At 69.1% G+C, this 22,386-nt stretch carries 18 protein-coding genes; 12 read left to right on the plus strand and 6 right to left on the minus strand.

Annotated elements, in window-relative coordinates:
• Nucleotides 1-53: 53 nt before the first annotated feature.
• The 10 genes from AB0F51_RS13925 (at nt 54) to AB0F51_RS13970 (ending at nt 11,439) form a co-directional block, all read left to right on the plus strand.
• The gene (locus AB0F51_RS13925; protein ID WP_360278981.1) at nt 54-602 is read left to right on the plus strand and encodes a hypothetical protein; all 549 of its coding nucleotides are present in this window, start codon (nt 54-56) and stop codon (nt 600-602) included.
• Entirely contained in the window at nt 592-1,845 is a 1,254-nt protein-coding gene (locus AB0F51_RS13930; protein WP_360278984.1) for an ABC transporter substrate-binding protein, read from the plus strand. Before AB0F51_RS13925 ends, AB0F51_RS13930 begins: the two co-directional genes overlap by 11 nt.
• Nucleotides 1,845-3,620, plus strand: coding sequence for a sugar ABC transporter permease (locus tag AB0F51_RS13935; protein WP_360278986.1), 1,776 nt, complete (start codon nt 1,845-1,847; stop codon nt 3,618-3,620). The genes AB0F51_RS13930 and AB0F51_RS13935 overlap by 1 nt, the downstream gene beginning before the upstream one ends.
• Nucleotides 3,617-4,909: a hypothetical protein gene (locus AB0F51_RS13940; protein WP_360278989.1), complete on the plus strand. Its 1,293-nt coding sequence runs from the start codon at nt 3,617-3,619 to the stop codon at nt 4,907-4,909. Before AB0F51_RS13935 ends, AB0F51_RS13940 begins: the two co-directional genes overlap by 4 nt.
• Nucleotides 4,910-4,963: 54 nt before the next feature.
• Entirely contained in the window at nt 4,964-6,376 is a 1,413-nt protein-coding gene (radA, locus tag AB0F51_RS13945) for a DNA repair protein RadA (RefSeq protein WP_360278991.1), read from the plus strand.
• A gap of 218 nt (nt 6,377-6,594) precedes the next feature.
• Entirely contained in the window at nt 6,595-7,533 is a 939-nt protein-coding gene (locus AB0F51_RS13950; protein WP_360278993.1) for a beta-ketoacyl-ACP synthase III, read from the plus strand.
• A gap of 55 nt (nt 7,534-7,588) precedes the next feature.
• Entirely contained in the window at nt 7,589-8,056 is a 468-nt protein-coding gene (locus AB0F51_RS13955; RefSeq protein WP_360278996.1) for a hypothetical protein, read from the plus strand.
• Nucleotides 8,057-8,201: 145 nt separating this feature from the next.
• Nucleotides 8,202-9,287: a DNA integrity scanning diadenylate cyclase DisA gene (gene disA / locus AB0F51_RS13960; protein ID WP_360278999.1), complete on the plus strand. Its 1,086-nt coding sequence runs from the start codon at nt 8,202-8,204 to the stop codon at nt 9,285-9,287.
• A gap of 119 nt (nt 9,288-9,406) precedes the next feature.
• Nucleotides 9,407-9,976: a PadR family transcriptional regulator gene (locus tag AB0F51_RS13965; protein ID WP_360279001.1), complete on the plus strand. Its 570-nt coding sequence runs from the start codon at nt 9,407-9,409 to the stop codon at nt 9,974-9,976.
• Entirely contained in the window at nt 9,955-11,439 is a 1,485-nt protein-coding gene (locus tag AB0F51_RS13970) for a DHA2 family efflux MFS transporter permease subunit (protein WP_360279004.1), read from the plus strand. The genes AB0F51_RS13965 and AB0F51_RS13970 overlap by 22 nt, the downstream gene beginning before the upstream one ends.
• Here the strand turns inward: AB0F51_RS13970 and AB0F51_RS13975 are convergent.
• Nucleotides 11,436-12,089, minus strand: coding sequence for a hypothetical protein (locus AB0F51_RS13975; RefSeq protein ID WP_360279006.1), 654 nt, complete (start codon nt 12,087-12,089; stop codon nt 11,436-11,438). The two genes, AB0F51_RS13970 and AB0F51_RS13975, sit on opposite strands and share 4 nt — an antisense overlap.
• A gap of 32 nt (nt 12,090-12,121) precedes the next feature.
• Here AB0F51_RS13975 and AB0F51_RS13980 point away from each other — a divergent pair, with 32 nt between their 5' ends.
• Nucleotides 12,122-13,015, plus strand: a complete 894-nt coding sequence (locus tag AB0F51_RS13980; protein WP_360279009.1) for an A/G-specific adenine glycosylase — start codon at nt 12,122-12,124, stop codon at nt 13,013-13,015.
• Between the two features lie 59 nt (nt 13,016-13,074).
• Here the strand turns inward: AB0F51_RS13980 and AB0F51_RS13985 are convergent, their stop codons facing one another.
• Together AB0F51_RS13985 and AB0F51_RS13990 are read right to left on the minus strand one after the other, a co-directional pair.
• Nucleotides 13,075-14,028: a hypothetical protein gene (locus AB0F51_RS13985; protein WP_360279012.1), complete on the minus strand. Its 954-nt coding sequence runs from the start codon at nt 14,026-14,028 to the stop codon at nt 13,075-13,077.
• Nucleotides 14,029-14,100: 72 nt separating this feature from the next.
• A complete protein-coding gene (locus tag AB0F51_RS13990; RefSeq protein WP_360279015.1) occupies nt 14,101-16,347 on the minus strand; it encodes a kinetoplast-associated-like protein in 2,247 nt (748 codons plus the stop codon).
• 328 nt (nt 16,348-16,675) lie between these two features.
• Between AB0F51_RS13990 and AB0F51_RS13995 the strand changes: the two genes are divergently transcribed.
• The gene (locus AB0F51_RS13995) at nt 16,676-17,872 is read left to right on the plus strand and encodes a hypothetical protein (RefSeq protein ID WP_360279018.1); all 1,197 of its coding nucleotides are present in this window, start codon (nt 16,676-16,678) and stop codon (nt 17,870-17,872) included.
• Here AB0F51_RS13995 and AB0F51_RS14000 read toward each other — a convergent pair.
• The 3 genes from AB0F51_RS14000 to AB0F51_RS14010 form a co-directional block, all read right to left on the minus strand.
• Nucleotides 17,865-18,977, minus strand: coding sequence for a CU044_5270 family protein (locus tag AB0F51_RS14000; protein ID WP_360279020.1), 1,113 nt, complete (start codon nt 18,975-18,977; stop codon nt 17,865-17,867). The genes AB0F51_RS13995 and AB0F51_RS14000 overlap by 8 nt on opposite strands.
• Nucleotides 18,974-19,495, minus strand: coding sequence for a SigE family RNA polymerase sigma factor (locus tag AB0F51_RS14005; RefSeq protein WP_360279022.1), 522 nt, complete (start codon nt 19,493-19,495; stop codon nt 18,974-18,976). Before AB0F51_RS14005 ends, AB0F51_RS14000 begins: the two co-directional genes overlap by 4 nt.
• A 156-nt stretch (nt 19,496-19,651) precedes the next feature.
• Nucleotides 19,652-22,198 carry an ATP-dependent Clp protease ATP-binding subunit gene (locus AB0F51_RS14010; RefSeq protein ID WP_360279024.1) on the minus strand — a complete coding sequence of 849 codons (2,547 nt, stop codon included), beginning with the start codon at nt 22,196-22,198 and terminating at the stop codon, nt 19,652-19,654.
• Nucleotides 22,199-22,386: the final 188 nt, after the last annotated feature.

Consider the following 22,386-nt stretch of genomic DNA (forward strand, 5'->3'; position numbering starts at 1 on the left):
TCATGTCCCCCTAAGGTGAGCATTCGCACCTATCTGGGAGGCGCCAGGGCGGGATGGACGGACTGCTGCTCGAAGGGCTGCCCGGGATACCCCGGCGCCTAGAGGTCATCCGTGGCGAGCAGCGAGCCCTGGTGGTCCCTGACGCGACAACTGCGCGACTGCTGGCTGATCTGATCAGCGGACTCGACGAACCACCTACAGACGCGATCATCAAGGCTAGTGGCGCCGTGCGGCTGGTCCCTGCCGAAGGCGGTCTGCTTCCCCACCTCACTGTGCTCGGCAACGTGGTGCACGGCCATACAGTCACTCACCGCGTGACCCGCCGGGCTGCAGCCGAGGAGTGCCGAGTCACCGCTAGCCGTTGCGGACTGGAAGACGTACTGGACCGCTACCCGCACGAGATCACACCAGGTCGCCGCCGCTTGGCCGGAGTAGCCCGGGCACTTCGTGCGCATCCCGCTGCCATAGTCCTTGAGGACGCTGCGGGCTTACCCACTTGGGGATCGCTCCTGCAGTTCGACAACCCCGAGCTGTGGTTCCCTGCCCTTCTGCTGATCACCACCGACCCAGCCCGTACTACGGGGTTCCAGCATGCCGACTAGCCGCAGAGCCTTTCTCGGAGCCTCCGCCGCACTCCTGGCGACCGGCTGCTCGGGGACTCGCGACGTGCTCGGTCTCAGCCGCAGTGTGCGCATCGCAGTGAGCTGGAGTGGGCAGGAGTTGCGTGCCTTCCACTCGGTGCTCGACGGGCTCGGTGACCTGGACTACCCGGTTGAGGTAGTTCCGCTCGGCGATGACATCTCCACCGCGTTCGGCCCCAGGTCTGCCCGTCGGCCCGACCTGGTGATGCTGCCGCAGCCGGGGCTCGTCCCACAGCACAAGAAGGATCTGGAATCGATGCCGGACGACCTGGCCGATCGGGGCCGCGCCCGGCTCTGGGACGAGCTGCTGGTCATCGGCGGTACGACGTACGGGCTGCCCTTCAAGACAGCCAACAAGTCAGCCGTCTGGTACCGGCCGTCGGTGCTGGAGAAGGCCGGGCTGCGGCCGCCTACGCAGTGGAGCGAGTGGCTCGAGGTGAACCGAACACTGTCGCAGGCTGGTGTCCGGCCGCTGGCGTTGGCGGCTGGCGACGGCTGGGTGCTCACCGACTTCCTGGAGAACGTGTTGCTCGGGTCGTCGCCGTCGGCGTACCAGGCCTTGGCCAGTGCGGATCACCCACGACCGTCCGAGCAGCCGCAGTTCAGTGCGGCGCTGCGACTGCTCGGCACGATGTGGTCGGCTCCAGGGGCTTTGGCAGGTGGGGTGGAGCGGTCGCTGGTGCAGCAGTTCCCTGATGCGATCGTGGAGGTCTTCGGGCATCGCCGGGCGGCCATGGTGCTCGCGTCCGACTTCGCGGAGCCGGTAGTGCGCTCGTTCGCAGCCGACCCTGGTGACATCGGCATGTTCACCTTCCCGCCGATCAGTCCGGGCGCCACGGCTCCGGTCGTGGTCGGCGGCGATGTGATGGTGTTGCCGAAGCCGGCCACTGACGATGCCCGCGATCTCGTCCGCCGGCTGGCAGCGCCTGCTGCGGTGGATCCGTGGATTGCGGCAGGCGGCTTCCTGGCCGACGGGCGCACCACCGGCTACTCCCCTGAGCTCACTCGGCTCGCTCGGCAACTGATCGCGCCAGGCAACTCGCTGCAGTTCGACCTGTCCGACCGGCTCGGACCACTGGGGGCGATGAACGGGCTGTGGCACGTGCTGACCGACTTCCTGGTGCGGATCGGCAACCGCGGCAGCGACGTCGTACCGGAGGCCGTCGACGTCGCACTGGCCGAATTGAAAAAGGTGGAGAGCTGATGGGGCTGCAGAGCAACGGCCTGTCGCTCGAGATCGTCGGACGGGAGATCAGTGGCCGCCCCGTCCCGGGTAAACCCCGGCGGCCGGCAGGGCCTTATCTACTGGGGCTTCCGGCGCTCCTACTGAGCTCCTTGCTGCTCATCCCGATCGCTGTGACGGTAGTGGCCGCCTTCAGACGCCCGGACGGCTCCTTCGGGTTCGGCAACTTCGCAGTGATGGGCGACCCGGCGGCACTGCATGCCGTTGGCAACAGTGTGGCGTGGATCGCGGTGGCGCTCGGCCTGGTCGTGGTCGGCTTCCTGCTGGCGCTGGTCAGCTACCGGCTGCCCGGCCTGTCGACGTTTCTTCAACCAGCGTTGGTGATTCCGTTCGCTGTGTCCGTGCTGGTGTCGGGGGTAACGTTCCGGCTCATCTTCGACGCCACCCCGGAACGCGGCACGCTGACCGCGGCCTGGACGAAGCTGTTCGACTCCAGCCCGGTCTGGCTCGGTCCCGGGTTGTTCTGGCTGGTACTGGTGTCCGCCTTCGGCTGGACCTGGCTCGGGTACGTCGTATCGCTGTTCCGCGCCGGCCTGGACGCCATCCCCGACGACGTGAGCCGGACCGTGGCGGCCGAAGGGGTCACCGGTTGGCGTCGGCTGCTGGCACTGGAGTTGCCGCTCCTCAGGCCGATCACTGGTGTGGTCACTCTGACTCTGGTGATTGCGGCGGTCCGGGTGTTCGACCTGGTGCTGATCGTGGTCCCAGGGCCGATGCAACGCGATGCGGACGTACTCGGACTCAACTGGTGGCGTGCAGCCGGCACAGGCGAACCAGCAGGCCGTACTGCGGCCTTGGGCGTTGTGCTGTTCGCGATCGTGGCAGCTGTCGCGATCATCGGGGTGCGCGGGTTGCGGCGCCGGCGGTGGGCGATGCCGGTGAGTGCGGTTCGCACCACCCCTGCACTGGGGCGGTCGAGGCCCAGTCGCAGGTCACGGCGGATCGGGTGGACTGTCGGGTTCGCAGTGAGCCTGTTCTGGATCCTCCCGGCCGTCGTGCTGCTGGCGACTGCGTTGCACTCGCCCCGTGAGGCCGGGTTGCGTGGGTGGTGGTCGCTTGAGGGGTTGGGGTTCGAGTCGTTTGCCGCTGCAGCCAATGCGGGCTTGCTGCGGGCGTTGCTGTCGACCGTGCTCATCTCCACGATCGCCACTGCTGTGTTGCTGGTGATCGCTGTGCCGACGGCGTACCTGGTGGCTTGGGGTGGGTTGCCGCAGTGGCTGGGCCGAGTGGTGACCTCATCGTTTGTGGTGCTGGCGGTGACGCCGGTGCAGATGTACGCCGCGCCGCTGCGAGACGCGATCGACGCGGCGGGGTTGACCGGGTCGCGGGTCGCGTTGGCCTTGGTACACGCGGCTGCTGGGTTGCCGTTCGCAGTACTGCTGCTGCGGTCGGCCTTTGCATCGGCGCCGCCCGTGTTGGTGGCTGAGGCGCTTCAGGGGCCGGCGCGACAGAGCGCAGTACTGGCCACTGTGCAGCGGACCTATCGGCCTGCGCTGGTTGCTGTTGCTGTGCTGGAGTTCGCGCTGGTGTGGAACGACTTCATCGTCGGCTTCCTGATCAGCGGACCCGGCACTACGCCGCTGTCGCTGGTGTTGTGGGGTGAAGCCCGGCAGTTCTCGTCGTCTAGTGGGACAGTGGCCGCTGCCGCCGTCGTGGCGTCGGTAGTGCCTGCCGTGTTGCTGCTGTCGTTCTGGCCGACCGTGGTGCGTGGGTTGACCGTGGGGAGCAAGCCGTGACGCCGGTCGAGCCGGAGAAGCCCGCCGCTAAGCAGGAGGGGCGCCGTGGTGACGTCTTCGGCATCAGTGCCCTGGCGTCAGGTCTGCTGCTGGGTCTTGCGGGCGAGAAGCTGTCGCAGAGTCTCGACCATGGTGGCTGGATCAGTGTCGTGGGGATCAGCCTCACGATCCTGTTCGCGCTGATCTGGGCGATCTACAACGCGCCGGTCGGACTGCGTCGCTACCGCCGCTGGCGGGCCGGTACGCCGCGGGAGCTGAGTGAGCTGCACGTCGCCGCAGAGGAAGCCGAGCAGTGGCTGGTGTCGCTGGGCTCGGACGCTGGCGGGTTGGCCGCCGCGGAATGGTTCCAGCAGGAGGAGCCGCGGCTGCGGGAGTTGCTGTCGAACGAGAAGGCCCGTGAGGACAACGCGGACGACATTGCCAGGCTGTGTGACGCCTTGGAGGCCTGGTACCTGAAACGGCAGGACGCCCGGGCCTTGCTGGAACTCAGTGAGCTGCTTGCGGCGGTGGGCGACGGCTGCGGGCGGCGCGAGCTGACGGAGCTCGCCGCAGCGCGGGCGGCGACGGCGTACCGGCTGATGGGTGATCTAGAGGCGGCCAGTACACGGCTGGGGATCTCGGACAACGTGGCGACGCATGGCCGTACTGCGGCGGCGCTGACGACGCGTCGGCAGGTGGAGCGGGCGTTGCTGCACCTGGCGCGGGCGGAGCAGGCACCGGCGGGCAACGATCGCGACGAGGCTGTGCTGAACGCGCGGGATCGGCTGGACGATGCACGGCTGAGCAGGCCAGGGCCGGACTTGGCAGCTGACGTGGCGATTCAGATCAACCTTGCGATCGTGCACCTGTACCAGCAGGACCCGGAGGGCGCGCTGGACCAGCTACGGCCGGCCGCTGCGCGCGCGGCGGTGGCGGGCGATGCTTCAGCTCACGCACATGCGCTTGAGCTGACGGGGGTGGCCGCGTGGATGCAGCGCAGCCCGCAGGAGGCCAAGCGCTGGTGGCAGCAGGCCGAGCACTTGTACGCGGAAGTCGATGAGGTTGAGGGGCGAGCCCGCTGCCTACAACACCTCGGCTCGGCAGAGGTAGTCGCAGGGCGCCTCGACAACGCCCGTGCCTACCTCGAACAGAGCGCTGACCTCCACGGCGACGAATCCCGCCACCCCATCCTCGCCCGATACCTGAAGGCAGCCCGCGATTCCTCCGAAGCCCCACCGGTCCCCGACGACTCCCCTCGTCGCCCCGGCACCAACTGGCTCCGCCGCCTCCTGTCCCACCTCCGCCGCTGACTACTTGTGGATGGGGAACCCGGGTTTGTCGGTGGGGTGAAATAGGTTGGCGGCATGGTGAAGGCAGCGGGGTCGGCGAGGAGCAAAGCGGCGGGGAAGTCGCCGTTCGCCTGTAGTGAATGTGGGTGGACGACCGCGCGCTGGATCGGGCGCTGTGGTGAGTGCCAGGCATGGGGCACGGTCGCCGAGGTGGGCGCTCCGAAGGCTGCCCGGATCACCGCGGGTCCGGTGTCGTCACCGGCGATGCCGATCTCCAAGGTGTCCGCGGTCGAGGCCGAGTCGCGACCGACCGGGATCGGTGAGCTCGATCGGGTGCTGGGCGGCGGCGTCGTACCGGGTGCGGTCATCCTGCTCGCGGGTGAGCCCGGCGTCGGCAAGTCGACGCTGCTGCTGGAGGTCGCGGCGCAGTCGGCGCGACGTGGGCAGCGCACGCTCTATGTGTCGGGCGAGGAGTCGGCAGCCCAGGTCCGGTTGCGGGCAGGGCGGACCGACGCGTTGGTGGACGAGCTCTTCCTCGCGGCCGAGACCGATCTCGGTGCCGTCGTCGGGCAGGTCGATGCCGTCGACCCGACGTTCCTGGTGATCGACTCGGTGCAGACGATGGCGCACCCCGAGGTGGACGGCGCGCCAGGTGGCGTCACCCAGGTCCGCGAGGTGACCGGCGCGCTGGTCCGGCTGGCCAAGGAGCGCAACATCGCCGTCGTGCTCGTCGGCCATGTGACCAAGGACGGCGCGATCGCCGGTCCGCGGATGCTCGAGCACCTGGTCGACGTGGTGCTCGCGTTCGACGGCGACCGACACTCCGGGTTCCGGATGGTGCGCGCCACCAAGAACCGCTTCGGCCCGTCCGACGAGGTCGGCTGCTTCGACATGGTCGACACCGGGATCGTCGAGGTGAGCGACCCGACCGGACTGTTCGTCTCCGAGCACGCCGAGCCGGTCGCGGGCACCTGCGTGACGGTGATGATGGAAGGACGCCGGCCGCTGCTGGCCGAAGTACAGGCTCTGGTCGGGCCGTCGGCGGCACCACAGCCACGGCGTACGACGTCCGGGCTCGAGTCATCGCGCGTTGCCATGGTGCTCGCCGTACTGGGCAACCGCGCGGGACTGAAGCTGACCGACCAGGAGGTGTACGTCGCGACCGTGGGCGGCGTGAAGATCACCGAGCCGGTCGCCGATCTGGCGGTGGCCATCTCGGTCGCGTCCTCGGTGATGGACAAACCGATCCATCCCGGCCTGATCGCGATCGGCGAGGTCGGCCTGGCCGGCGAGGTCCGGCGCGTCGGCGGCCTGGAGAAACGGCTGGCCGAAGCGGCCCGGCTCGGCTTCACCAAGGCGATCATCCCGGCCGACGTCCCGAACCGTTCCAAGGACTCCAAACCCCTCGACCTGCAAGCGAAGTACGGCCTCCGCACCTTCGCCGCCGGCGACATCCGAGCCGCCCTGGTCGCCGCCGGCCTCGGCTGACGGTCTCCTCTTCGGGCGCGGAGTAGACAGTGTCTACGGTACGGAGGTAACGTACGGCGGCACGCACTCTGGAGGCGCTCCGGACGTGGCCGCCGACGTCCCGGCCCGGGGCGTGAGACGGCTGTCTACCGGCGGGTACGCCGGACCGTATTCTGGAGGCGCCCCCACGTCCGGCCTTCGACCTCAGGCCGGCCCCCGACCGCAGGAGCACCCCTGAGATGACCGGTTCCAAAGTTGTCGCCCTCGGCCATTACCAGCCGGAGCGGGTGCTCACCAACGCCGAGCTGTCCACCATGGTCGAGACCAACGACGAGTGGATCCAGAGCCGGGTCGGGATCAAGGAACGCCGGATCGCGGCGCCCGACGAGCAGGTGGACGAGATGGCCTGGCGGGCCGCCGAGAAGGCGATCGCGAACTCCGGGCTCGACACCGCCGAGATCGACATGGTCGTCGTCGCGACCTGTACGGCGATCGACCGCTCCCCCAACATCGCCGCCCGGGTGGCGGCCCGGCTCGGGCTGAGCACCCCGGCCGCGCTCGACGTGAACACCGCGTGCTCGGGCTTCAGCCACGCGCTCGCGACGGCCGACCACGCGATCCGCGCGGGCGCGGCGTCCAAGGCGCTGGTGATCGGTGTCGAGAAGCTCAGCGACTTCACCGACTGGACCGACCGGACCACCTGCGTACTGATCGGCGACGGCGCCGGCGCGGCCGTCTTGGTCGCCACCGACGAGCCGGAGATCGGCCCGGTCGTCTGGGGTTCGGTGCCGGAGATGTCGGACGCGGTCCGGATCGAGGGCCGGGACGGGAAGTTCGCCCAGGAGGGCCAGAGCGTCTTCCGCTGGACGACCACGCAACTGCCGGTGATCGCGCGGCAGGTCTGCGAGAAGGGCGGCGTCACGCCGGAAGAGCTCGGCGGTGTCGTCCTGCACCAGGCCAACCTGCGGATCATCGAGCCGCTGGCCAAGCGCCTCGGCGCGGTCAACGCGGTGGTCGCACGCGATGTCGTCGAGTCGGGCAACACCTCGGCCGCGAGCATCCCGATCGCGCTGTCGAAGCTGGTCGAGCGCCGCGAGATCCCAGCCGGCGCCCCCGTCCTCCTCTTCGGCTTCGGCGGCGGCCTGTCCTACGCCGGCCAAATCATTCGCTGCCCGTAACGACAGAACACCTGGTCCACAGCAGCGACCCCGGGGGCTGACAGCATCTCGGGTCATGAGTCAGTTCGAGCTGGAGACCCGGTACCACCTGCACTCACCGGGCGGCGCCGTGTGGCTGGCGACGTACCGAGTTGCGGCGTTCGCAACGGTCGTGGGGCTGTTCGTGCTGCTCGGCTCCGGCTGGATGGACCGCCGGGTGATCAGGTCGTCGCCGGCCGGACCGATCGAACAGCACCTGGATCGCACCGGCCTGGATCTGTACCTGCTCGCACCGCTGGTGCTCGTCGGGTACCTGGCCGTTCTGGTTCTGGCCGTCATCCGTCCGCCGGAGCGCTGGACCTCACTGGCCGCCGGGATCGCCGGGCTGGTGATCGTGCTGCTCACCCTGCCGCTCGCGATCGACGACCACACCACCGGCGACACGCGGTACGACGACAGCTGGTCACCTGTTATCGGATTGGTGATCAGCCTGTGGCTGGTGCTGATCGGTATCGCGATCCAGGCCCGCCGGACCCCGAGCTGACGCTCAGCCCAGGAGGTGCACGCGAGGGTTGCACGATCTGATGCACGGGCGTTTGCAAACGCGACCGGATCGCCGGTGGCTGGTGGTGCCTCGATGGCAGTGGGGCGGTCACAACCCGCCTGCGCGACGCATAGACTCAGTGATCGTGGCCTCGACTTCCGACAAGAACAGCACCGATGCCCGGATGCGCGCGACCCTCGCGGCGGTGGCACCCGGGACCGAACTGCGTGAAGGCCTGGAACGGATCCTGCGGGGCCGGACCGGTGCCCTGCTGGTGCTCGGCCAGGACAAGACGGTCGACTCGATCTCCACCGGCGGGTTCGAGATCGACGTCGAGTTCACCGCCACCGGCCTGCGCGAGCTGAGCAAGATGGACGGCGCGATCATCCTCGACCGCGACATCAGCAAGATGCTGCGCGCCGCCGTGCACCTGATGCCCGATCCGTCCATCCACACCGAGGAGACCGGAACCCGGCACCGCACCGCCGACCGGGTCGCCCGGCAGACCGGCTTCCCGGTCATCTCCGTCTCGCAGTCGATGCACATCATCGCGTTGTACGTCGACGACCAGCGCTACGTGCTCGAGGACTCCGGCGCCATCCTGTCCCGGGCGAACCAGGCACTGGCCACCCTGGAGCGCTACAAGCTGCGTCTCGACGAGGTGTCCGGTACGCTGTCCGCGCTGGAGATCGAGGACCTGGTGACGGTTCGCGACGTCGCCCAGCGGCTGGAGATGGTCCGCCGGATCGCGACCGAGATCGACGGGTACGTCGTCGAGCTCGGCACCGACGGCCGGCTGCTCACCCTGCAGCTCAACGAACTGGTCGCGGGAGTGGCCGGTGAACGCGAGCTCGTCGTCCGGGACTACCTGCCCCCGGCCGCCGGGCGCCGCCCGAAGACCGCGGACGACGTACTGCTGGAGCTCGACGCCGTCAGCCCGACCGACCTGCTGGACATCGGCCAGGTCGCTCGCGCCCTTCAGCTCGGTGGCGCCGAGCAACTGGACGCGGCCGTCACCCCGCGCGGGTACCGCCTGCTGGCCAAGGTGCCGAGGCTGCCCGGTGCTGTCATCGACCGGCTGATCGAGCACTTCGGCCATTTGCAGAAGCTGCTCGCGGCGAGCATCGACGACCTGCAGACCGTCGACGGCGTCGGCGAGAACCGGGCCCGGACTGTCCGCGAGGGCCTGTCCCGGCTGGCCGAGTCGAGCATCCTCGAACGCTACGTCTGACCGCAGTCCTCAACCACCCCCGGTTCGCTGGTCGAACCGGGGGTGGCTTGCGTTGACTGCACGAGCCGCGTAATACTCCACGTGGAACATTTCGCGTGGAACACTCCGGACGGAGGAAGATGGCTGAGCTGACCCCGCTGGCGATCTCGGTGCTGGCGCTGCTCAACGAGCGGCCGATGCACGCCTACGAGATGTACCAACTGCTGATCAGCCGGCAGAACGACCGGATCGTCAAGGTCCGCCCCGGCTCGCTCTACCACACGGTCGAGCGGCTGGCCGGCCAGAACTACGTGCGGGCGACCGGCACCGAACGGGCCGGCAACCGGCCCGAGCGGACCACGTACGAGATCACCCCGGAGGGCGACGAGGCGCTGCAGCGGCGGATCGAGTCGGGGCTGGAGAAGTACGTCTACGAGTACCCGCTGTTCCCGGTGGTGCTGAGCGAAGCGCACAACCTCGACCGCGACGACGCCGTACTGCGGTTCCGTCGCCGGGTCGCCGACCTGGACACCTGGCTCGCCGACATCGACGAAGGACTTGCCGATGCCCGCGAGGCCGAAGTACCCGAGCCGTTCTGGATCGGTGGCGCGTACGTCCGCCACCAGCTCGCCGCCGAACGCGACTGGCTCGCCACCCTCATCGATCGGATCGAGAGCAAGGACCTGCCATGGCAACCCCGCAACAAGTGAAGCCGGACGTGCGGCCGTGGCCCGCGTTGTGGGCCCTGGTACTGGGCTTCTTCATGATCCTGGTCGACTCGACCATCGTGTCGGTGGCGACCCCGGCGATCCTGACCGACCTGCACACCGACGTCGGCACCGTGGTCTGGGTGACCAGCGCCTACCTGCTCGCGTACGCCGTACCGTTGCTGATCACCGGCCGGCTCGGTGACCGGATCGGGCCGAAGCGGATCTACCTGACCGGCCTGACCCTGTTCACCCTCGCCTCGATCTGGTGCGGACTGACCGACTCGATCGAGATGCTGATCGTGGCCCGCGTGTTCCAGGGCTTCGGCGCCTCGATGATGACGCCGCAGACGATGGCCGTGATCACCCGGATCTTCCCGGCGGACCAGCGCGGCAAGGCGATGAGCCTGTGGGGTGCGACCGCGGGCGTCGCGACGCTGGTCGGCCCGATGCTCGGCGGGGTGCTGGTCGACGGGCTCGGCTGGGAGTGGATCTTCTTCATCAACGCGCCGGTTGGTGTGGTCGGCTTCGTGCTCGCCTGGCGACTGGTGCCGGACCTGCCGACGCACGAGCACAAGTTCGACCTGCTCGGCGTCGCGCTGTCGACGGTCGGCCTGTTCTGCTTGGTGTTCGGCATCCAGGAGGGGCAGAAGTACGACTGGGGCAAGATCACCGGACCGATCTCGGTCTGGGGGCTGATCATCGTCGGCCTGCTGGTGATCGCCGCCTTCCTGTTCTGGCAGGCGCGCAACAAGGGCGAGCCGCTGCTGCCGCTGTCCCTGTTCAAGGACCGCAACTTCTCGCTGGCCAACATGTCCATCACCACGGTCGGCTTCGCGATCACCGCGATGGCGTTCCCGCTGATGCTGTACGCGCAGAACGTTCGCGGACTCTCCCCGACCCGGTCGGCCCTGCTGCTGGTGCCGATGGCGGTCTTCGCCGGTGGGCTCGCGCCGTTGGTCGGACGCCTTACCGACAAGGCACATCCGCGGTACCTTGCCGGCTTCGGCCTGCTCTGCTGCTCGGTCTCGTTGTTCTGGCTCAGCCAGGTGATCGAGCCGGACGTCCCGATCTGGCAGCTCCTGTTGCCGATCGCCCTGCTCGGTGTCGCCAACGGCTTCATGTGGGCACCGATCGGCAGTACTGCGACCCGCAACCTCCCGATGCACCAAGCCGGAGCGGGTGCGGGCGTCTACAACACCACGCGTCAGGTCGGCGCCGTGCTCGGCAGCGCGGGGATCGCAGTACTGATGGAGGCGCGGCTGGCCGTCAATCTGCCGGCGATGGCTGGTGGCGAGGCAGCCGAAGGAAGGGGCGGCGAGTTGCCGGCGGCGCTGCAACAGGGCTTCAGTGACTCGATGGCTCAGTCGCTCATGCTGCCCGCCGTCGTCGTGCTGATCGGGTTGGTAGCCGCGGCACTGTTCGCCAAGCCGGCCCACATGGAACGGCCGGCCGCGAAGGTCTAGACGATCGTGAAGGCCTGCGGGGCCGAGTCGCGGCCGTCGTAGGTCGCCTTGACCACATAGGTTCCGGGCTTCGCCTTCAGCTGGCCGGGCAGGCAGCCCGGCCGGGAGCGGCGGCCGTCCCAGGCGATGATCGACGGGGATTGCTTGCCCTTGGCAAGGACCAGGGTGGCGCGCGGAATCACCTTCTCGCAGTGTTCCGTGGTCCAGATCTGGTCCTCACCCGAGGTGATGGTCAGCGACAGTTCACTCGGATCGACCTCGGCCCGGCACTCGTCGCGGACGGCGCTCAGCTGGACCACCAGGTTCATCGCGCCGCCGGCCGGCAGGTTCCGGGTGGCGGGCAGGACCTCGACGGTCACGTCGCTGCCGGTGCACTTGACGTCCTTCGGAGTCTCGGGCGGCTTGGTCGGCTCCGAGGTCTTGGTGGTCTTGCCGGACGTCGAGGTCTTCCCCGCGGAGGTCGGTACGGCGGTCGGCGTGGTCGACGGATCGGGCCCGGACGCCGCGGAGTTCTTCGGATCGCTGCCGCCACCGCCGAGCACCCGGACCAGGACGAACACCAGGGCCACCAGGACGACGAGCAGGAGCGCCCGCCGGAACCAGTACACGCTGGCGGGCAGATGCCCGACTGGTCGGAGCAGGCTGCTCATGTTCGCACCTTAATGTCAGGATTGTGCTCGACATGTCAGACTCGCCGCTCCCGCTCGCATCAGCCCTGCACGAGCCCATCCTCGACTGGTACGCCGCCAACGCGCGCTCACTGCCATGGCGCGAGCCGGACGCGGGCGCCTGGGCCGTGATGGTCAGCGAGTTCATGTTGCAGCAGACACCGGTCGCCCGGGTGCTCCCGGCGTACGAGGTATGGATGAAGCGGTGGCCAAAGCCGGCTGACCTGGCGGCGGAGGCTCCAGGTGAGGCTGTGCGGGCTTGGGACCGGCTGGGGTACCCCCGGCGAGCACTGCGGCTCCATGCGGCGGCTAAGGCGATAGTGGAGCAGCACGGCGGCGTAGTACCGGAGGACCACGCGGCACTGCTCGCACTGCCGGGTGTGGGGACGTACACAGCGGCAGCGATCGCCTCGTTCGCGTACGGGCAGCGTCATGCCGTGGTGGACACCAACGTGCGGCGGGTCTTCGCCCGGGCGCTCACTGGCGCCGCGCAACCAAGCATCTCGCCCACTGCCGCCGACCTGCGACTCGCAGCTTCCGCACTACCCGCAGACGAGTCCACGGCAGCCCGCTGGGCGGTGGCGACGATGGAGCTGGGCGCACTCGTCTGTACTGCGCGCACCCCACGCTGCGCCGACTGCCCGATCCGCAGCCGCTGCAGTTGGGTCCTCGCCGGCAGTCCGCCGTACGACGGGCCGCCCCGCAAAGGCCAGACCTACGAGGGCACTGACCGTCAGGCGAGGGGCCGCCTGCTCGCAGTACTGCGCGCCGCGCACGGCCCGGTTCGCAAGAGCGAGCTGGACGCGTGCTGGCCCGAACCAGCGCAGCGTGAACGGGCCCTCGACGGTTTGGTCGCCGACGGCCTGGTGGACCCGGTGGCCGACGGTCGCTACCGCCTGCCGGCCTGATCCGCGGCAGAGCATGCTGATGGCCGGCCCAGAACCGGGCCGGCCTCAGCGGGTGGTGATCAGTTCTTCTTGCTGCTGTTCGCCGCCGGCTCGTCGGCGTCGTCGGCGAGCAGGTCCAGCGGCATCGCCGGGCTGCCGGACAACGTGGCCAGCATCTGCCGGACGTTGGTCAGCTGCGCGTTGATGCTGTCGCGACGCTGGGTCGCGGCGGCGAGCTCGCGCTCGGACTCCGCGCGGATCCGCTCGGACTTGTCCTTCGCGGCCGCGACGATCTCCTGGGCCTGACGGTTCGCGTCGGCCAGCTGCTGCTGGGCCAGGCGCTCCGCCTCGGACCGGGACCGGTCGGCCTCGCGCTGCACCTGGGCCGCACGGTCGGTGACCGCCGCCAGCTGCTGCTCGGCCAGTGCCGTCCGGGCTGCGAACTCCTGCTCGACCTTGCCCCGGCGCTCGGCCAGGGTGGTCTCGAAGGCGGCCGCGGCCTGGGCGGACTTGGCCCGCTCCTGCTCGTACAGGGCCTGGGCCTCGCTGCGGCGCGCGGTCGCGTCGCGCTCGGCCTCGTCGCGCATGTCGTCGGCCTGGGTGCGCGCTTCCTCGAGGATGCGGGCGGCCTCGGCGTCGACCTCGCTCTTCCAGTCCAGGGAGTACTGCTCGGCCTCCTTGCGGACCTTCTTGGCGTGTGCCTCGGCGTCGGCGACGATCGCCTCGGCGTCGGTCCGGGCGCGGGTGACCAGATCACGGGCCTCGTCGTCGGCCAGCGACAGGATCTTCGCGACCCGCTCACCGAACTCGGTGAAGGTGGGCGTGCGGTCCTTGTTGTCCTCCTGGGCGGTGATCACGGCCGACTCGGCCGCGTCCGTCCGGGCCTGCAGCTCCTGAACGTGGCGCTGCAGCTGCTCCGACTGCTGCTGCAGCGCGGTCAGCGAGGTGGTCAGCTCCCGAACGTGCTGGTCCACCTGGGCAGGCTCGTAGCCACGCAGAACGGTGCGGAACGGGGTTGGGGATTCACTGCTCATGTCTTCTGATGCTCACTTCGGTGGGTGGGTGGATCACACATTGTCACTGACAAGGATCTGACTGTCACGTCCTCATCCTGATTCCCCCGTGGAACCCTCGCTACCGGACATTCCACCACCTGCGCGGAACCCGGGTACAGCGAGTGCCTCGATCACACCCGAAAGCTGGGTGAGCTCCTTGGTGATCTCGTCGCGGCGCTGGTTCAGCGCGGCGACCCTCGCCTCGGCGTCGGCGAGAAGTTTCCGGGCCTGCGCACGCAGTTCGTCGGCGTGCTCGCGGGCTTGCGCCTCGAGGCCCTGGGCCTCGGCGCGGGACTTGCGGATGAGTTCGTGTGCCTGGCGCTGCGCCTCGGCCAGGTCGCTGGCCGCGCGCTCGCGCAGTACCTGGGTGCTGGCCTGGGCCTCGGTCTCGCGGCGGGTGGCGCGGGCGACGATCTCCTTGGCCTCGACCTCGGCGGCGGCCTTCAACCGGTCGGCCTTGGCCTGCGCCTGCGCGGTCACCTTCTCGGCCTGCTGGGTGACAGATCTCAGGGTCGCCTCGGCCTCCGCGTTGGCCGACGCCAGCGTCTTCTCGGCCAGCGCGGTCAGCTCGGCGTTCTCCTTGGCGATCGCGGTCTGGGTTTCCCGGAGCCGGCTGGTCGAACGGCTCACCACGCGGCGCAGGTGCGCGCGCTTGCGGCGGGCCAGCTCGGCGACGTCCATCGCGGCGCGGTCGCGGATCCCGCGCGCTTCCTGCTCGGCCGCGGCGACCAGTTCGTCGACCGTCTTCTTGCTCCAGGCGGTCTGCTTCTCGGCCTCGGCCAGCGCGGTCTCGGCCGCCTTGTTTGCTTCCTCGACGATCCGCTGCGCCTCGGCGGCCGCGGTACGGCGGTCTGCTTCGATGCTGTCGACGACCAGCTTGGCCTGGGCGCGGGCATCGGCCATCAGCCGCTCGTTGGCCTGCTCGGCCTCGGCCTTCTGCGCGGCGATCTCCTCGAGCGCGGCGGAGCGGAGCTTGTCGATCTCCAGCGAGATCGCGGCGAGCTTGGCGCGCTCGGTCTCCTCCAGCTCGGCGGTCCGGCGCTCCAGCTCGGCCCGGTTCTCCCCGCGCAGCCGCTCGATCTCGGCGTGCGCGGCGGCGATCTGGGCGCGCGACTTCTCCCGCGCGGCGTCGACCTCGCGCTCGACCGCGGTGCGCAGCTCGATCGCCTCGGACTCGGCCCGGGCGATCAGCTCGGCTTCGTTGCGGACTGCTGCCTGCGAGACGAGCGCGGCCTGCTCGCCGGCGTCGGCGACCAGCTGCTGGGCCTCGCGGCTTGCGCGGTCGACTGCCTGGGCCGCGGCCTCGCGGGCCAGCTGGGCCTCTTCGAGAATCTCGTCGGCTTCTTCCTTCAGCCGGGCGGCCTCTGCTTCGGCCTCGGCGAGCCGGCGATCAGCCGCCGCCTGGGATTCCTCCCGCAGCTTGTCGGCCGCTGCTTGCGAGTCGGACTGCAGTTTCTCCGCCGCCGCCTCGGCCTCACTGCGCCGCTTGGCCACCTCTGCTTCGACCGTACTGCGCAGCTGCTCGGCCGCGCGCTCCGATTCGACCTTCAGCCGCTCCGCCTCGGCGGCCGCCGCGCCCCGCACCTGCTCGGCCTCGGCAATCGCCTCGGCCCGAACCCGCTCGGCTTCCGCAGTCGCCTCGGTCTGGACCCGCTCGGCCTCAGCGACCGCATCAGCGCGAACGCGCTCCGCCTCTGCGGTCGACTCCGACCGAAGCCGCTCAGCCTCGGCCGTCGACTCACTCCGCAACGTCTCCGCGGTCGCCGTCGATTCGTCACGCAACTTCTCCGCGGCCGCCGTCGACTCCTCGCGCAGCTGCTCGGCAGCCGCCATGGAATCGCTGCGCAACTTGTCGGCAGCCGCGGTCGACTCGCGCTCGAGACGCTCCGCTTCGGCTTCGGCCTCGGAGCGCACCCGCTCCGCTTCGGCGATCGCCTCCGACCGAACCCGCTCGGCCTCCGCGGTCGACTCCTCGCGCAGCTTTTCCGCGGCGCGTTCGGCGTCGTTGAGGAGGCGCTGGGCGGCCGAGCTCGCGTCGGCGCGCAGCCTGCGGGCCTCTTCCTCGGCCTCCGCACGCAGCTGCTGCGACTCCTGCTCGGCCTCGGCCCGCAGCCGGCCGGCCTCGGTGCGGATCCGCTCCGCCTCGGCCAGCGCGGTGTCGTTCTCGTACTCCGCCTGCTCGCGCAAGGTGTCCGCGATCCGCTGCGCGCGCTCCAGCACACCACCCGCTTGCCGCACGCCAAAGGAACCGGCGTCGAGGACCGGTTCCTGGGTCAGCGGCAGACGCGGTGCGTCCATGCGACGAGATGATTCCATCTCCGGCCCCCTCTCCAACAGTCCGGGTCCCAAAGCGGTGGTCACGTAACTACAACGAGCGAGTGCAGCCGACGGGCGATTTTCTTTCCGGACCGTGAGCTGGACCACCGAAGGACTTTACGACGAACGCGGTGGCGAGGTGTAACGCTCGCGTGTCTCTCGGTCGACTCCCCGATGGCCATCCTGCAGCGGTCACCCCCATGGGGGAAGCTATTCAGCCGTCAGCGTGAAGCGCACCCCGCTCTGCTCGCCGCAGGGTTGCAGTGTGGGCGACAGACGCCCAGTGCCTGGGGCGCGGAGGTTGATGGTCATGCGGACAGATCGGCAGCTCGTGGACGAGGCGACTGCTCGCAGAACGCCAGTGTTGGCAGTGGCGGTAGCGGTCGGCTCGCTGGTGTTCGGTGCCTGGGGCTTGGCCTGGGTGATGGGCGCCGGAGGTTACCCGTTCGGGAAGGTGCCGCCTGATGGCGAACGCTTGTCGCTGCTGGCGTTCTTGCCGGAGCAGTGGGGCGCAGGACTGATCGCAGTACTGGGGCTGCTCGGAGTACCGGCTGCTGTTGGGCATGCTCGGACGGAGTGGAGCCCGTCGGCGTACCGGCCGTTGTTGTGGTTGACCGGGGTGCAGGTCGTGGTGTTCGGCCTGCTGGCGCCCAGTGTCATGGTCGTGATGGTCACCGGGTACCTGCTGGTGCTGGTCGGATTGCCGGTGGCCGTGGGGTTCCTGGCTGTCGGTGCGTGGCGGCAGCCGGCCACTCGGGTGGTACTGCTGGCGATCGTGGTCGTGGTTGCTGGACTGGAACTCAGTACGGGGTTGTTCGATTGGGGTGCGATCAAGAACCTGGCGGCCGCAATCGCCGAAGGACCGGAGAAGGTCGGCACCCGGCCGTTGTTCGTCTTCGCGGCCTTCCTGCTGGGCGCAGGCTGGGCTCTGCTCGGCGTACGCGGGCTCCGGAGCGCACAGGGCCGCTGCAGCCGGTGCGGGCGTCCTGGGGGCCGCTGGACGCGTCCTGAGGTCGCCCGCCGGTGGGGCTTCTGGGCAACCGTGGTGGCCGTCCTCTGCCCTCTCCCGTACGCCGTACTGCGGATGACCTGGTTGCTGCCGAACCCAGTGGGATTCACAGCCGCCGAGCTCGACGCTCAGCCCGGCATCAAGCTCTTCGGCCTGGGACTCGGCTTGATCGCCATCGGAGCCTCGATCGCGACACTGGGCCTGATCCGCCCGTGGGGTGAGACCTGGCCCCGCTGGATCCCGTACGTCGCGGGCCGGCCGATCCCGGTCAAGGCAGTCGTCATCCCGGGTGCCGTGGCCGCCACCCTCTTGCTGGTCGGCAGCCCGTCTCTCGTCCAGCTCGTCTGGTCGGCGGACGCCTCCATCCTCACCAACCTCGGCCATCTGCTGATCTTCCCGTTCCCCGTCTGGGGCGCCTCCGTAGGACTGGCCACGGCGGCGTACTACTACCGCCGCCGCGGCCAGTGCGCGGCTTGCCAGGAACCTCAGCTCACTTGAGCGTCGCCGGCGGGACCTGCGGAGAGCTGTTGGTCCAGCCCGACACGAGGACCGTGCTGGCGCCGTTCTTGCCACCGGTGTGCCGGCTGCTCAACAGCTTCCCGGTCTTCGGGTCGATGATCAGCTGAAGCTCCAGCTTGTACGCCGGGAACGAGAACGCGACGGCGGTCCCCTTCCGGCCGACCACATCGCTCACGCCCTGCTTGACCGTCGCGCCGTCCAAGCTCGCGAGCAGCCGGAACGCCGCCGCACGGACCTTGGGCGGAGCAGGGGTGTCGCTGAGCAGACCCGAAGCCATCTGGGCGAGTGCCGATACGTCGGTGGCGTCAGGAGCCCGCACTGCCTTCTCCTTGAGCAGCCGAGCCCGCAACGCCTCGGGTGTCGTCGGCAACTGCAGGACATCCTGCAAGGTGGCGTTCTCACCCAGATCGAAGTACCGGTCGGCCTGGCCCTTCAGTTCGAGCAGGTCACCCTTGCCCGGCTTGCTCGAGATGATCACGTCATGCCGGTCGACGGTGTCGCTCGGCCCGGCGTTCCAGCTGGTCGGTGAGCCTGCCCGCTTCCACGCGGCCATGTCGGCTGCAGTGGCCGGCTTCGCGCCCAGTGAACGCGTGCCCTGCCAGGCGGTGCCGCCCTTGAGGCCCGTCCACTTCTCCATCACGTTCAGCTCGCGGAGCTTGTAGCCACCGGGACCGGCCGGCGTCGAGGCGCAGCACGTCACCTTGCCGTCTGCCCCGACCGTCCACTCGGCGGTGTAGGCCGTCCGGACCCGGAAGTACTTGCCGGACGTCGCTTCGGCCTTCTCCTCCTGCTCAGCGGCGACGAGCAGCACCTCACTGGCCGACAGCGCCCGCTCCGGAACAGCGGAACTCGGCATCGAGTCCGGCGGCCCAGCCACCGGGGAACCAGTCCCACCGGACAGCACCAGCGGTACTGCGAGGGCCGCGATCGTGACGGCCGCGGCGCCGGTGGTCAGCCCGATCCCGGTCAGCCGGCGGCGGCGAACGGCCCGCTTGGCCCGGGACAGGTCGGCGGCGACCTCGGTGTTCGTGACGGCCGGTTCGTCACCGGCGGCCTGGTTGAGAAGGTCCTTCAGATCAGTCATCGCACATGCTCCAGGGTGTCCAGGGGATCGGCCATGAGGTCGCGCAACTTGTCCAGCCCACGAGCGGTCTGACTCTTCACAGTCCCTTGACTGCACGTCATCAGTTCCGCGACCGCGGCCACGTCCAGGTCGCTGAAGAACCGCAGCACGACTGCGGCCCGCTGCCGCTTGGGCAGTTGCTCCAGCGCGGCCAGGACGTCCAGCCGGTCCTCGCTCCCGGAGCCCGGCTGGGTCGGCCTGCCCGGCTCGGCCGGGTCGTCGGTCAGGGTCTCCCGGTGCCGCCAGAAGCGGCGCTTCTCGTCGAGAAACGAGTTCACCAGGATCTTGTCGGCGTACCGGGCGGCACCGACCTCGGGCCGGATCGCGGCCCACTTCAGGTAGAGCTTGGTCAGGGCGGTCTGGACCAGGTCCTCGGCCCAGTGCGCGTCGCCGCCGGTCAGCAGCCGAGCCAGGCGCATCATCCGCCCTCGATGGGCATGGACGTACCTGGTGAATTCCTCGTCGCGGTCGATGGCCACGCATCCTCCGGTGGTTGGGTCGGGCGCTTCCTCACCGTTTAGTACTGGGTGGCGCGAAGCCCCGGTTGCATCACCGGTTTCTCTCCCCCCGGACAACGACGAAGGACCCCGCGAGATCCGCGGGGTCCTTCGGCCGTACTGCTTACTGTTTGGAGCTCAGCTGTCCTGGACGGCCGAGGGGCCGCCGCCGGCGATCTCGGTCAGCTCCAGGTCCGGATCCGGGCTCGGCGTCTTCTGGGCGCCGGTGAAGGTGAAGAACTCCGGCACCCCGTCCTCGGTGACGGCGCCCTCGGGGGCGACGTCGACCAGCACGATCTGGCCGGGACGCAGTTCCCCGAACAGGATCTTCTCGGCCAGCACGTCCTCCACGTCACGCTGCAGCGCGCGACGCAGCGGGCGGGCACCCAGGATCGGGTCGAAGCCACGCTCGGCGACCAGTGCCTTCGCCGCCGGGGTGAGCTCGATGCCCATGTCCTTGTCCTTCAGCCGCTCTTCCACCTGCGCGACCATCAGGTCGACGATCTTGACGATCTCTTCCTTGCCGTGCTGGTGGAAGACCACGATCTCGTCGACGCGGTTCAGGAACTCGGGACGGAAGTGCTGCTTGAGCTCGTCCGTCACCTTCGCCTTCATCTTCTCGTACGAACCCGACACGTCGTTGACCCGCTGGAAGCCGGTGCTGACCGACTTGGCGATGTCGCGGGTACCGAGGTTCGTGGTCATGATGATGACGGTGTTCTTGAAGTCGACCACGCGGCCCTGGGCGTCGGTCAGCCGGCCTTCGTCCAGGATCTGCAGCAGCGAGTTGAAGATGTCCGGGTGGGCCTTCTCCACCTCGTCGAACAGCACCACGCTGAACGGCTTGCGGCGGACCTTCTCGGTCAGCTGGCCGCCCTCTTCGTAGCCGACGTACCCGGGAGGCGAACCGAACAGCCGCGAGGCCGTGTGCTTCTCGGAGTACTCCGACATGTCGAGGCTGATCAGCGACTTCTCGTCACCGAACAGGAACTCGGTCAGCGCCTTGGACAGCTCGGTCTTACCGACCCCGGACGGGCCGGCGAAGATGAACGAGCCGCTCGGCCGGCGCGGGTCCTTCAGACCCGCACGGGTGCGCCGGATCGACCGGGACAGCGCCTTCACGGCGTCCTCCTGACCGATGTAGCGCTTGGCCAGCTCCTCCTCCATCTTGAGCAGCCGCGAGGACTCCTCCTCGGTCAGCTGGAAGACGGGGATGCCGGTCGCGGTGCTGAGCACCTCGGCGATCAGCTCCTCGTCGACCTCGGCGACGACGTCCATGTCGCCGGCCTTCCACTGCTTCTCCCGCTCGGCCTTCGCGTTGATCAGCTTCTTCTCGTCGTCGCGCAGAGAAGCCGCCCGCTCGAAGTCCTGGGCGTCGATCGCCGACTCCTTCTCCCGGCGCACGTTCGCGATCTTCTCGTCGAACTCGCGCAGGTCCGGCGGAGCGGTCATCCGGCGGATCCGCAACCGGGAGCCGGCCTCGTCGATGAGGTCGATCGCCTTGTCCGGCAGGAAGCGGTCCGAGATGTACCGGTCGGCCATCTGGGCGGAGGCGACCAGGGCCGGGTCGGTGATGGTGACCCGGTGGTGCGCCTCGTAGCGGTCCCGCAGACCCTTGAGGATCTCGATCGTGTGCGCGATCGAGGGCTCGGCCACCTGGATCGGCTGGAACCGGCGCTCCAGCGCGGCGTCCTTCTCGACGTACTTGCGGTACTCGTCGAGGGTGGTGGCACCGATGGTCTGCAGCTCACCGCGGGCCAGCATCGGCTTCAGGATGCTGGCCGCGTCGATCGCGCCCTCGGCGGCACCCGCACCCACCAGGGTGTGGATCTCGTCGATGAACAGCACGATGTCGCCGCGGGTGCGGATCTCCTTGAGCACCTTCTTCAGGCGCTCCTCGAAGTCACCGCGGTAGCGCGACCCGGCCACCAGCGCGCCGAGGTCGAGCGTGTAGATCTGCTTGTCCTTCAGGGTCTCGGGCACGTCGCCACGCACGATCGCCTGGGCCAGGCCCTCGACGATCGCGGTCTTGCCGACGCCCGGCTCACCGATCAGGACCGGGTTGTTCTTGGTCCGCCGGGACAGCACCTGCATGACCCGCTCGATCTCCTTCTCGCGCCCGATCACCGGGTCGAGCTTGGACTCACGGGCGGCCTGGGTGAGGTTCCGGCCGAACTGGTCGAGCACCAGGGAGCTGCTGGGAGCACCTTCGGTGGTCCCGGCACCGGCTGTCGCCGTCTCCTTGCCCTGGTACCCGGACAGCAGCTGGATGACCTGCTGCCGGACCTTGTTCAGGTCCGCTCCGAGCTTGACCAGGACCTGCGCGGCGACACCCTCACCCTCACGGATGAGACCGAGCAGGATGTGCTCGGTGCCGATGTAGTTGTGACCCAGTTGCAGGGCCTCACGCAGGGAGAGCTCCAGTACCTTCTTGGCGCGAGGGGTGAACGGGATGTGCCCACTCGGAGCCTGCTGTCCCTGGCCGATGATTTCCTCGACCTGAGAACGGACAGCCTCCAGCGAGATACCCAGGCTCTCGAGAGCCTTGGCGGCGACACCCTCACCCTCGTGGATCAGGCCGAGCAGGATGTGCTCGGTCCCGATGTAGTTGTGGCTGAGCATCCTGGCCTCTTCCTGAGCCAGGACGACTACCCGACGGGCGCGGTCCGTAAATCGTTCAAACATCGCCAAAGCGCTCCTTGCCTCAGAGGAGTCGGACGTGCCGTGTAGGCCGACCCCCGTACCTGCATGCTAGTCCCCGGCACCGACGACCTCGCTCTCAGCGAACAAGCGACGACCTCCGGTACGGCCGCCAACTGGGGATCACAAGGGAACAACCCCGCTCGGACGCCCGGTGTTCCCGACGCGCCCGG

Origin of the sequence: Kribbella sp. NPDC023855, from assembly GCF_040639475.1 — a bacterium.
Taxonomy (GTDB): domain Bacteria; phylum Actinomycetota; class Actinomycetes; order Propionibacteriales; family Kribbellaceae; genus Kribbella.